Source organism: Streptomyces sp. NPDC044003 (assembly GCF_056435185.1).
Map to the genome: position 1 here is coordinate 473,530 of NZ_JBWKFA010000003.1, position 12,353 is coordinate 485,882.

7 protein-coding genes are annotated in these 12,353 nt (G+C 71.3%); 2 read left to right on the forward strand and 5 right to left on the reverse strand.

Annotated features, from left to right (window positions below; genetic code table 11):
* Positions 1-19 precede the first annotated feature (19 nt).
* Genes AC07AW_RS14185 through AC07AW_RS14205 form a run of 5 tightly spaced genes read right to left on the reverse strand, consistent with a single transcriptional unit; the run spans position 20 to position 6,714 of the window.
* Positions 20-2,005 (reverse strand): beta-galactosidase, encoded by a 1,986-nt coding sequence (locus AC07AW_RS14185; protein WP_478815713.1) that lies wholly within the window; start codon positions 2,003-2,005, stop codon positions 20-22.
* 26 nt (positions 2,006-2,031) lie between these two features.
* The gene (locus AC07AW_RS14190) at positions 2,032-3,126 is read right to left on the reverse strand and encodes a LacI family DNA-binding transcriptional regulator (protein ID WP_478815714.1); all 1,095 of its coding nucleotides are present in this window, start codon (positions 3,124-3,126) and stop codon (positions 2,032-2,034) included.
* Positions 3,123-4,094, reverse strand: a complete 972-nt coding sequence (locus AC07AW_RS14195; RefSeq protein WP_478815715.1) for a carbohydrate ABC transporter permease — start codon at positions 4,092-4,094, stop codon at positions 3,123-3,125. Before AC07AW_RS14195 ends, AC07AW_RS14190 begins: the two co-directional genes overlap by 4 nt.
* Positions 4,091-5,038, reverse strand: coding sequence for an ABC transporter permease (locus tag AC07AW_RS14200; RefSeq protein ID WP_478815716.1), 948 nt, complete (start codon positions 5,036-5,038; stop codon positions 4,091-4,093). Before AC07AW_RS14200 ends, AC07AW_RS14195 begins: the two co-directional genes overlap by 4 nt.
* Positions 5,035-6,714, reverse strand: a complete 1,680-nt coding sequence (locus AC07AW_RS14205) for an ABC transporter substrate-binding protein (RefSeq protein ID WP_478815717.1) — start codon at positions 6,712-6,714, stop codon at positions 5,035-5,037. Before AC07AW_RS14205 ends, AC07AW_RS14200 begins: the two co-directional genes overlap by 4 nt.
* Positions 6,715-6,963: 249 nt before the next feature.
* Between AC07AW_RS14205 and AC07AW_RS14210 the strand changes: the two genes are divergently transcribed.
* Entirely contained in the window at positions 6,964-9,816 is a 2,853-nt protein-coding gene (locus AC07AW_RS14210) for a glycoside hydrolase family 3 C-terminal domain-containing protein (RefSeq protein ID WP_478816239.1), read from the forward strand.
* A 224-nt stretch (positions 9,817-10,040) separates the two neighbouring features.
* On the forward strand, positions 10,041-12,323 hold the full coding sequence (yicI, locus tag AC07AW_RS14215; RefSeq protein ID WP_478815718.1) for an alpha-xylosidase: 2,283 nt from the start codon (positions 10,041-10,043) through the stop codon (positions 12,321-12,323).
* Positions 12,324-12,353: the final 30 nt, after the last annotated feature.

Genomic DNA, 12,353 nt, shown 5'->3' on the forward strand with positions numbered 1-12,353 from the left:
CCTCCCTCGGCGACCGGCGTCAGCCGGCGTGGACGACCGCGCAGCCGCCGGGCGGCAGCTCGTGCAGGAGGCCGTCCGTCAGCAGGTCGTGGGCCGGCTCCGGGAGGGGCACGACGTCGGCCCGGTGATTGATCAGGATGTGCCAGCGGCGGCCGTCGGGGGCGTGGCGGGTGACGGCTTCGACGCCGGACGGGAGGCCGGGCAGGTCCGGTGCCACGCCGGCGTCCGCGAGGAGGCGGGTGACCAGGGCCGCGTAACCGGTGTCGTCGAGCCGCGTGGAGAGGTACCAGCCGTGCCCGGCGCCGAACCCGTGGCGGGTGAGCGCGGGTCGGCCGCCGAGCATGCCGTCGGTGTACGTGACGAGGGCCTCGGCGCCCTCCGTACGCAGGGACTCGCTCCACTCGGTGGCGCGCGAGCCGTCGGAGAGGACGGTCTCCTCGTCGCGGCGCAGTGGGCGGTACTCCTCGATCCGGATGCCCAGCGCCTCCCGGAGCGGCGCGGCCGGGTAGCCACCGAGCCGGGCGTGGAGCCGCTCGTCGACGGCGCCGCTGAACGGCTGGACGAGCAGGGTGCCGCCGTCGGCGACGTAGCGGTTCAGGTTCGCCGCGCCCGCGTCGGAGAGCAGGAAGAGGGCCGGGGCGACGACGAGCCGGTAGCGGCTCAGATCGTGCTCGGGGTGGGCGAAGTCGACCGTGACGCCGGCGTCCCACAGCGCCCGGTGGGCGCGGCGCAGCGCGGAGTGGTAGTCGAGTCCGGCGGAGGGCAGCCCGTCGACTTCGAGGGCCCACCAGGCGTCGGAGTCGTGCAGGACGGCGACCTCGGCGCGGACGGTGGAGCCGGCGAGTTCGCCGAGGCGGGCGACCTCCTCCCCGACGGCCGTGACCTCGCGGAACGTACGGCTGTCCGGCCCCGCGTGCGGGACCATCGCCGAGTGCCACTGCTCGGAGCCCGCCCGGGACTGGCGCCACTGGAAGAACAGCGTGCCGTCCGCGCCACGGGCGATGTGGCCGAGGCTGTGGCGGCGGATGTCGCCCGGTTCCTTGGCGAGGACACGGTCGCCCGCGTACACGGTGTTCGTGCCCTGCTCCATCAGCAGCCAGGGGGCGCCGCCCCCGAAGGAGCGGGCCCGGTCGGCGCCGAAGGCGGTGTCGGCGGCGGCGTCCACCCCGGGCGCGGTGGGGTAGTGGTCGACGGCGACGAGGTCGACCTCGCGGCCGAAGGCCCACAGGTCCAGGTTCTGGTACCCGGGCAGCATCAGGTTGGTCGTCACCGGGCGGTCGCTGTGGGCGCGAATCGCGTCGCGCTGCTCGCGGTAGGCGGCGAGGGTCTCGTCCGACCAGAAGCGCCGGAAGTCCACGGCCTGGCCGGGGTTCTTGTGCCACTGGGTGGCCCGGGGCGGCTGGATCTGCTCCCACGCGGTGTACCGCTGGCTCCAGAACGTCGTCCCCCATGCCTCGTTGAGGGCGTCGAGGGAGCCGTGGCGGGCGCGCAGCCAGACCCGGAAGGCGGCCGCGGTGTGCTCGCACCAGCAGAGCGTCGCGTACTCGTTGTGCACGTGCCACAGGGCAAGGGCGGGATGGTCCCCGTACCGTTCGGCGAGCGCGGACGCGATGCGGCGGGCGGCCCGGCGGTACGCGGGCGCGGCGAGACAGTAGGTGTCCCGGCTGCCGTGGGTCAGCCGGGTGCCGTCGGGGGAGACCGGCAGGGCATCGGGGTGGGCCAGGGTGAACCAGGGCGGCGGAGAGGCGGTCGGGGTCGCGAGGTCGACGGCGACACCACCCGCGTGCAGACGGTCGAGGTGCGCGTCGAGCCAGGCGAAGTCGTAGCGGCCCTCCTCGGGCTCCATCAGGGCCCAGGAGAAGACGCCGACGGTGGCCAGGTTGACCCGCGCCCGGCGCATCAGCTCGTCGTCCTCCTTCCAGACCTCCTCGTCCCACTGCTCCGGGTTGTAGTCCCCGCCGAAGGCGAGGCCGCCGAGGCGGTCGGTGAGCCGGCGTGTCGTCATGTGCGGAACGCTCCTCTGGGCTGTCGTCAGGGGCGGGGGCTGCGGGGCGGGGCCGGCGCGGTGCTTTCGCGGATCACCAGTTCAGGGGGCATCACGCGCAGTTCGTCCTCGGGCTCCTCGCCCTCGGCGACCGCGGTGATCCTGGCCATGACCTGGTCGACGGCCGCCTGCCCGAGGTCCCGCTTGGGACCGGTGACGGAGGTGAGCCGGGGAGAGTGCTGCTCCGCGAGCGGCTCGGTGCAGATGGCGACGACGGAGGCGTCCTCCGGCACGATCCGCCCACTGGCACGCAGCAGGCTGAGGAGCGGGCCGATCGCGCCCTCGTTCTGCACCACGAACCCGGTCGTGTCCGGACGGTCGGCGAGGACACGGGACAGGGTGCCCGCCGTGCTCTCGTACGTGCCCTCGCACGGCCGGTGCAGGAAGCGCAGGCCGCGCTCTTCGGCGCGGGCGCGGAAGCCGCTCAGGGTGCGCTCGGCATAGCCGGCGTGCCGCCGGTAGACGCCGCTGCCGTAGCCGACGAAGGCGACGTCGCGGTGGCCGAGGCCGGCCAGGTGGTCCGCGCAGAGCGCGCCCGCCAGGGCGAAGTCGATGTCGACGCAGGAGACTCCGGCCGGGTCGTCGGGCAGGCCGATGAGCGCGGCCGGTGTGCCCTGGGCGCGCAGGACGGCGACGCGGTCGTCGTCCAGTCGGACGTCCATGAGGATCACGCCGTCGGCGAGTCCGCTGGCGGCCACCCGCCGCACGCCCTCGGGGCCTTCGTCATGGGTGAGCAGGAGGACGTCGTAGCCGTGCTCGCGGGCCCGCACGGTGACCGCGATGGCGATCTCCGTCATCGTCGGCACGTACACGTCGGTGTCCAGCGGCACCATCAGGGCGATGATGTGCGAGCGTCTGCCGGCGAGGGCCCGGGCACCCGCGTGGGGGTGGTAGCCGAGTGTCGCGACGGCTCGCTCGATGCGGTTCCTGGTCTCGTCGGAGACGGGACGCTTGCCGCTGAGCGCGTAGCTGACGGTGCTCGGCGAGACGCCGGCGTGCCGGGCCACGTCGGAGAGTGTCACGAGCCCCGCTCTCCTTGTCCCGGTGCTGGGTCCGGCACCGGGGGCGGTCGCGCGGCTCATCCCTTGATCGCGCCGGTGAGCACGCCGGTGCGCAGGTGCTTCTGCACGAACGGGTACACCAGCAGCAGGGGGACGAGCGTGAGGACGACGACGGCCATCTGCAGCGACAGCGGCGCGGTCTGTGTCGCCACGTTGCCGAAGCCTCCGTTGAAGGAGCCGGGCATCCCGGTGGCCCGGTTGACGTAGGTGAGCAGGACGTACTGGAGGGGCCACTTCTCACTGTCCGTGGGCATGTAGAGCATGACGTTGAAGAAGGAGTTCCAGTACCCGACGGCGTAGAAGAGGGCGATCACCGCCGTCACCGCACGGGAGGTGGGCAGGACGATGGACCACAGGATGCGCCACTCGCCCGCACCGTCCATCCGTGCCGCGTCGATCAGTTCGCCCGAGGTCTCGGAGTAGAACGCGCGCAGAACGAGGATGTTGAAGACCGAGACCGCGCCCGGCAGGATCAGCGCCCACCACGCGCCGTAGCCGCCCAGTCCGGTGACCACCAGGAACGTCGGGATGAGGCCGCCGTTGACGAACATGGTGATGATCAGCAGGACCAGGACGAAGCGGTGTCCCAGTGACCGCGGCCGCGACAGTCCGTAGGCGCACAGGATCGAGACGACCATGGACACCGCCGTGCCGACCACCGTGATGCCGAGACTCACCAGGAGTGCGGTGAGGACCGTCGAGTCCTCCAGCATCTGGCGGTACGCCACCGTGGTCAGGCCGTCCGGCCAGATCACCAGGCCGCCGGCCCGGTTGATCGCCCCGGGGGTGGAGAAGCTGGTCAGTACGACGATCCACAGGGGCACCAGGACGACGGCGAGCGTTCCCCCGATGGTGAGCCCCTTGGCCGCCCGGCCGACGGCGGTCGGCGGTTCCTCCCACGCCGGGCGGGTACTTCGGGCCCTGCCGCGGGAGACCTTCGCGTCGCCGCGTGTGCGGCCGCTGGACCTGATCGTGAGTGTCTCGGTCATTTCCGGTACAACCCGTCCTCGCCGAAGGCGTGCGCCAGCCGGTTGGCGCCCCAGATGAGCAGCAGTGAGAGCACGCTCTTGAAGAGGCCCGCCGCCGCGCCGTAGCTGTAGTCGCCGGTGGCGATGCCGTAGTAGAAGGAGAAGGTGTCCAGCACGTCCGCGGCGTCGCGGCCGACCGCCTCGCGCTGGATGAGGAACTGTTCGAAGCCGACCGACAGCGCGTTGCCCAGGCGCAGCACCAGCATCAGCACGATGACTCCGCGCAGGCCCGGCAGCGTGATGTGCCACATCCGCCGCATGCGCCCCGCGCCGTCCGCGGCCGCCGCCTCGTACAGCTCGCTGTTGATCGCGCTGAGGGCCGCGAGGAAGACGATGATCCCCCAGCCGGCCTCCTTCCAGATCGCCTGGGAGGTGACGAGCAGGGCGAAGGTGTCCGGGTTGGACATGATGTCCCAGGTGCCGATGTCGTGCTGCCGCAGGAAGTGGTTGAGCGCGCCCGCGCCGCCCAGCATCTGCTGGAAGATCGTGATGGCGAGCACCCACGAGAAGAAGTGCGGCAGGTAGACGACGGACTGGATGAAGTTGCGCAGCCGCTCGCTGAGCACCGAGTTGAGCATCAGGGCGAGCGCGATCGGCACCGGGAAGAAGAGGATCAGCTGGACGAAGCTCAGGTACACGGTGTTCTGCATCGCGTCCCAGAACAACGGGTCGCCGAGGAGCCGGTCGAACTGGTCGAGGCCGACCCACTGGCTCTGCCTGACCCCGACCAGCGGGTCGTACTCCTGGAAGGCGGTGATCACGCCGAACAGCGGGACGTAGCTGAACAAGAGGAGCAGGACGACCGCGGGCGCGGTCATCAGGAGCAGCGACCGGTCGCGCCGCAGTCTGATCCGCCAGTTCGACCGCACCGGCCCCGCCGGATGCTCCGCTCGCGCGGTGCTCACTGGCCCGTGCCGTACTTCTCGAGGACGTTCTCGGTCATCCACTGCTTGAGCCGGTCGCCGCTCCCGGACTTCCAGGCCGAGATCGCGGCCTGCACGTCGGAGACCTTCTTCTTCCCGTGGTAGCAGTCCTTGATGATGTCCGACACCGCCTGGGAGGCCTCGGCGGTGGCCATGGCCTGGGGCATGGTGTAGTTCATGCCCCAGAAGAGCGGCTTGGTGAGGGCCTTGACGTTGGCTGCCTGCCAGGCCGCGGCGTACTTGGTGACGTCCGCGTCACCCGGGCTGCTGATGACGGCCGACGGGGCGGAGAGGAACGGGAAGGTCTGCGTCTGGACGAACTTCTTGCCGTCGTCCGTGTAGGTCGGCTCCCCGTTCACGCGGGTGTGGTGGACGCCTGCGACGCCGAAGTTGGCCATCGTGTACTCGGCGCTGCCGAAGGGGGCGGCCAGGTAGTTCGCGACCGAGAGCAGCTCCTCGATCTGGGCCGGCTTCAGACGGGCGTTGAGGTAGCTCATCATGGAGGTGGAGCCGCCCATGTAGACGACGGGCTTGCTCCTGCCGTCGGCGGCGAAGATGTCGAAGGCGCCGCGCCGGTAGTTCTTGTCGGCTGCGGTGCCTGCCTGGTGGTCGGCCATGTTGAAGCCGCTCGTGCCGCCGCCCTGGATCAGTACCTTTCCGCTGTAGAAGCGGGTGTTGCCGTTGGCGATGTCTCCCGCGAGCGCGTCCGGGTGCATGTAGCCGGACTTGGCCAGGCGGTAGTGCCAGTCGAGCGCCTCCAGGAACTCCTGGGTCTCGAACAGGTGGACCAGCTTTCCGTTGTCGACCCGCCACTTCAGGGGCCCGCCCCAGGAGGTGTACAGGAACGTCCACAGGTCGTCGAAGGCCCACACCCCCCGCTTGGCGTCGGTCAGCTCCTTGCCGAGGCTCATCAGGTCGTCGGCGGACTTCACCTGGCCGGCGGTGATGCCGCGCGATTCGAGGATGTCCCGGCGGAAGAAGGTCACGCCGGGGATGGCGAAGCTGGTGGAGAAGCAGGGGATGCCGTACAGCTTGTCGCCCCACACACCGGTCTGCCAGGCGCCCGAGGGTATGGCTGCCAGGTTGGGGTACTTCTTGATCTTGTCGCCGGACAGGTAGGGGGTGAGGTCCGCGAGCTGGGTCCCGGCCAGCGCGCCGACGTTGAAGTTCGAGTTCCACCAGGTGGGCAGCTGGATCCAGTCCGGCAGCTTCTGGGCGACGGTCATGGTCGGGACGATGGTGTGGTAGTTGTTCCCGTCCGCCGGCTTCATCGTGAGCTCGACGCCCAGGGCCTTGTTCATGGCCTGGTAGAAGGAGTTGCCGGCCGGCGGGACGGTGCCCCACAGGGGTGTGACCGCCGTGTACGAGCCGCCCTTGCCGGGGACGCCGGAGACGGTGGTGGCCGGGGAGGCGGGGTAGGAGAGGAAGCCGGGGTCGGTCGCGGCGTCGGGCCCACCGGCCACGGACGGGATGTCCGGCTTGACGGTGGTGTTGGGCACGTAGGCGGGCAGCGCCGCCTTCAGGCCCTTCGCGGTGTTGGCACCGTTCTTGTGGTTGCCGCCTCCGCCGCAGGCGGTCAGCAGCGGCGACAGCGCGGCGGCCCCGGCGATCGAGGCGGCGGCGTTCACGAAAGTCCTGCGGTTCAACTCGGTTCTCATGACGGAGGAACCCCTTCTCGTCGAGTGTGCGAAGTGGTGAGGTGTCGAAGCGCTTGGCCGGACAGTCGAAGCGCTTGCCTGGCTGGCGGTGAAAGTAACGGACAAGTTTCGCGCGAAACAACCCCCTTGACGCTACGAAAGTTTCTCTTGACGGGTTCATTGACAGCCCTTCAGGTCGATGACACTGTCGAAGCGCTTCGATGAACGCCACACCGCCCAACCTGCCAAGGGGTTGTCCACGTGAGTTCCCTGTCCGCTTCCGCGGCCGAACTGCCGCCCTTCCGCGATCCCGCGCTCCCGCTGCCCCAGCGCGTCGACGACCTGCTCGAACGGCTCACGCTCGACGAGCGGCTCGCGATGCTCCACCAGTACGCGCCGGCCGTCCCGCGCCTCGGCATCGACTCCTTCCGTACCGGAAGCGAGGCCCTGCACGGCGTCTCCTGGCTGGGGGAGGCGACCGTCTTCCCCCAGGCCGTGGGCCTCGGCGCCAGCTGGGACGAGGACCTGGTGCGCCGGGTCGGCGAGGCGGTCTCGGTCGAACTGCGCGCCTTCCACCGCCACCGCCCGCCGGTGATCGCCCCCGACCGCGCCCCCAACAGCCTCCAGGCCTGGGCCCCCGTACTGAACCTGCTGCGCGACCCGCGCTGGGGGCGCAACGAGGAGGGCTACTCCGAGGACCCGGCCCACACCGCCCGCCTCGGCGAGGCCTTCTGCCGCGGCCTGTCCGGCGACCACCCGACGTACCTGCGCGCGGCCCCGGTGCTCAAGCACTTCCTCGCCTACAACAACGAGGACGACCGCTGCACGACCTCCTCAGGGGTACGCCCCCGCGTCCTGCACGAGTACGACCTGGCGGCCTTCCGCCCCGTCGTCGCCGCCGGTGTCGCCACCGGCGCCATGGCCGCGTACAACCTGGTCAACGGCCGCCCCTGCCATGTGACCCCGCTCATCAACGACGAACTCCGCCGCTGGGCGGAGCCCACCGGACACGAGCTGTTCGTGGTGAGCGACGCCGAGGCCCCGTCCAACCTCGTCGACCCGGAGCACTACTTCGACGACCACGCCGAGTCCCACGCGGCCGCGCTCAAGGCCGGCATCGACAGCTTCACCGACCACGGCGAGGACAGCGCGACGCCCGTCGGCCGACTCCGCGAGGCTCTGGAACGCGGCCTCATCGACGAGGCCGACGTGAACCGCGCGGTCCGTCGCCAGCTCGAACTCCGCTTCCGGCTCGGCGAGTTCGACCCGGACCTCGACCCGTATGCCGGAATCGGCCCCGAGGTGATCGACTCTCCCGAGCACCGCGCCCTGGCGTGGCACGCCGCGACCGAGTCGGTCGTCCTGCTCAAGAACGACGGCCTGCTCCCGCTCGACCCGGCCCGGGCACCCCGGATCGCCGTCGTCGGCCCGCTCGCCGACACGCTGTGCGAGGACTGGTACAGCGGCACCCTGCCCTACCAGGTCACCGTCGCCGCCGGACTCGCCGCGGAGCTCCGCGCCCACGGCGGCGAGGTCGTCCATGTCGACGGCTCCGACCGGATCACGCTGCGCTCCCGCACGACCGGCGAACTCCTCTGCAAGACCTCGTTCGACGTCGTCGACTGGGGCCGCGGCGTCGTGACGCTGCGCGCCGCCGACACCGGCCGCTACCTGAGCCTCAAGGACGACGCCGCACTGGCCGCGGACCAGGAGATCCTCAAGAGCTGGGAGATCCACGAGACCTTCCGCCTGGAACAGGCGGGGGACGGTGACATACGCCTGCGCTCCGTGCTCACCGGACGGTACGCCGCCGTGGACCCCACGGACGGCCGGGTGACCGTCACCGCCGAGAACCCGGACGCCGCCGAACGCTGGCAGAGGGAGCTGCTGCGCGACGGCGCGGCCGAGGCGCGGGCCGCCGCCGAAACCGCCGACGCGGCGGTCGTCGTCCTCGGCAACCATCCGATGATCAACGGCCGGGAGACCGAGGACCGGGCGGGCATCGAACTGCCCGAGGGGCAGGAGGAGCTGCTGCGCACCGTCGCGGCCGTGCGCCCGGAGACGGCGCTGGTCGTGATGAGCAGCTACCCGTACGCCGTCGACTGGGCCGACGAGCACCTGCCCGCCGTGGTGTGGACGTCCCACGGCGGGCAGGAGACGGGCCACGCGCTGGCCGCCGTGCTGCTCGGGGAGGCCGAGCCCGCCGGCCGCCTGCCGCAGACCTGGTACCGGGGCGACGACCCGCTGCCGGACCCCCTCGACTACGACATCATCAAGGGCGGCTGGACCTACCAGTACCACCGGGCGGTGCCCCTCTACCCCTTCGGCCACGGGCTTTCCTACACCGAATTCGTCCACCGCGACCTGCGCCTGTCGCGGCAGTCGATCGCCCAGGACGGCACGGTCGACGTCACGGTGACCCTGGTCAACAGCGGCGCACGGCCGGGCAGCGAGGTCGTCCAGCTGTACGTCCGGGCCCTCGAAACCCGCTACGAGGCCCCCCGGCGGCGCCTTGCCGACTTCCGGAAGCTCCGCCTGGAACCGGGGGAGAGCCAGGAAATGACGTTCCGGCTGCCGGCCGAACAGCTCGCCCACTGGGACGTCGCCACCCGTGCCTTCACCGTCGACCCGGGCGCGTACGAGATCACCATCGCCCGCTCCGCCGAGGACCAGGTCCTCACCGCACCGCTCACGGTGACCGGAGCGGCCCCCGCACCCCGCGTGGTCGTCGGACGTCGAACCCTGACCGGCGACTTCGACGACCACGCGGACATCACCCTCGTCGACGCCACCCGCACCAGCGGCGACGCCGTGACACCGGCCGACCCGGCGCGGCCCGCGACGCTCCTCTTCCGCGACGCCGACCTCTCGGGCGCGGTGCGTGTGGAGATCGAGGCCGCCCGCGAGAACGAGGGGCCGCAGGAGGCGCGGGTGGAGATGCATGCCGGTGAACGGCTTCTCGTCGAGATCGACGTGCCGGTCACCGGCGACCGCCACACCTGGACGACGATCCCGGCCGAGCTCTCCGCACCGATGACCGGCGTCCATGACCTGCGGCTGACGCTGCACGGGGACCTCCGCCTGGCGGCCTTCCGCTTCGCCACGTCCGTCACGACCGACTGAGGCGGACAAGAGCGGCGGCCCGACCGAGGCCGATCAGACCGGCGGCCCGACCGAGGCCCACGAGAACGGCGGCCCGCAGGAGGGGGGCGGGCCGCCACCCACTTCCGGCGCTTCGCCGGAGCCCCCGTCGACCACGACATCCCGAACCGCACGCCGCGGGGCATTCACCACGGCCACCGGCGCCCGATCACCGCGCACCGTGCGCGGACGGAGGAAACCACCCGATGAAGTTCACCGACGGCTACTGGCTGATGCGCCCAGGTGTCACCGCCCGCTACGCCGCCGAGGTCGCGGACGTCCGGGCAGACGAACACCGTATGACGCTCTACGCGCCGGTGAAGCACGTGCGGGGCCGCGGCGACACGCTCAACAGCCCGTTGCTCACCGTCGAGTGCTGGTCGCCGGCCGAGGGCGTGATCGGGGTGCGCACCACCCACCACGCCGGTGCGGTGGCGCGGGGCCCGGAGTTCGCCCTGCCCGGCGCCGAGCAGGGCTCAGGAAAGATGCACCGGGACGGCGAGGTCGTCGAGCTCGCCGCCGGTGACCTGACGCTGAGGGTGGACACCTCCGGGCCGTGGAGGCTCGAGTTCTCCGCCGGCGGGCGGGTGCTGACCACCGTGGGGGAGCGCGGCACCGGCTTCGTCACCGACGCCGACGGCAGGCACTTCATGCTCGGACAACTCTCCCTGGGAGTCGGCGAGTCGGTCTACGGGCTCGGAGAGCGGTTCACCCCGTTCATCAGAAACGGCCAGACGGTCGACATCTGGCAGGCCGACGGCGGCACCAACAGCGAACAGGCCTACAAGAACGTCCCCTTCCACCTGACCAACCGGGGCTACGGCGTCTTCGTCAACCACCCGGGCAAGGTCAGCTACGAGGTCGGCTCCGAGGCCGTCGGCCAGGTGCAGTTCAGCGTCGAGGACCAGTCCCTCGAATACTTCGTCGTCCACGGCCCGACCCCGAAGCAGATCCTGGAGCGCTACAGCGCGCTCACCGGCCGCCCCGCCCTCCCCCCGGCCTGGGCACTCGGACTCTGGCTGACCACCTCCTTCACCACCGACTACGACGAGGCCACCGTCAACCGCTTCGTCGGTGGCATGACCGAACGCGGCATCCCCCTGAGCGTCTTCCACCTCGACTGCTTCTGGATGCGCGCATACCAGTGGTCCGACTTCGCATGGGACCCCGACACCTTCCCCGACCCGGCCGGCATGCTGACCCGGCTCAGGGAGCAGGGACTGCGGATCTCCGCCTGGATCAACCCCTACATCGCGCAGAAGTCCGCGCTGTTCGAGGAGGGCATGCGCCAGGGGTACCTGGTGCGCCGCCCGGACGGAAGCGTATGGCAGTGGGACCTGTGGCAGCCCGGGATGGCCCTTGTGGACTTCACCCACCCCGCCGCCCGCGACTGGTTCACCGGAAAGCTGCGCACCCTCCTCGACCAGGGCGTGGACTGCTTCAAGACCGACTTCGGCGAGCGCATCCCCACCGACGTGGTCTGGCACGACGGTTCCGACCCCGAGCGCATGCACAACTACTACACCCACCTGTACAACCAGGCCGTCTTCGAGCTGCTCCGTGAGGTACGCGGGGAGGGCGAGGCGCTGCTCTTCGCCCGCTCGGCCACCGCTGGCGGCCAGCAGTACCCGGTGCACTGGGGCGGCGACTGCGAGTCGCACTTCACCGCCATGGCGGAGTCACTGCGTGGCGGGCTCTCCCTCGGCCTGTCCGGCTTCGGCTTCTGGAGCCACGACATCGGCGGCTTCGAGGGCACCCCGACCCCGGCCGTCTTCAAGCGCTGGGTGCAGTTCGGTCTCCTGTCCTCGCACAGCCGTCTGCACGGCTCCAAGTCGTACCGCGTCCCGTGGGACTACGGGGAGGAGGCCGTCGAGATCACCCGCGAGTTCACCCTGCTCAAGCACCGCCTCGCCCCCTACCTGCAGCGCGCCGCCCAGCAGGCGCACGCCACCGGCACCCCGGTGATGCGGGCCATGGTGCTCGAGTTCCCCGACGATCCCGCCGCCGCCACGCTCGACCGGCAGTACATGCTCGGCGACGATCTGCTCGTCGCCCCCGTCTTCACCGACGACGGCACGGTCGAGTACTACGTCCCCGAGGGCGCGTGGACGAACGTGCTGACCGGGGCCCGGATCTCCGGTCCCCGCTGGGTGCGCGAGCAGCACGACTTCCACACCCTGCCGCTGCTCGCCCGCCCCGACTCCGTGATCCCGCTCGGCGCCGACGACCAGCGCCCCGTCTCCGCCTGGCCGGACGGGGTCGAGCTGCGGGTGCACGCCTTCGCCGACGGCGCCGAGCGCACCGTCGTGATCCCACGCGCCGACGGCCCCGGCGAGGCGGCCCGCTTCCGCCTGCGCCGTCGGGGCGACCGCCTCCGCGTGACCACCGACAGCCGGGCGCCGTGGGGGCTGCGGGTCGGCGGCCCGGACGGCACCGTCCACGCCCAGCCCGCAGGCACCCTGGAGGCGGATCTTCCCTACCCGGCCTGAACCCACCGGGTCGACGGGGGCGGCCGGGCG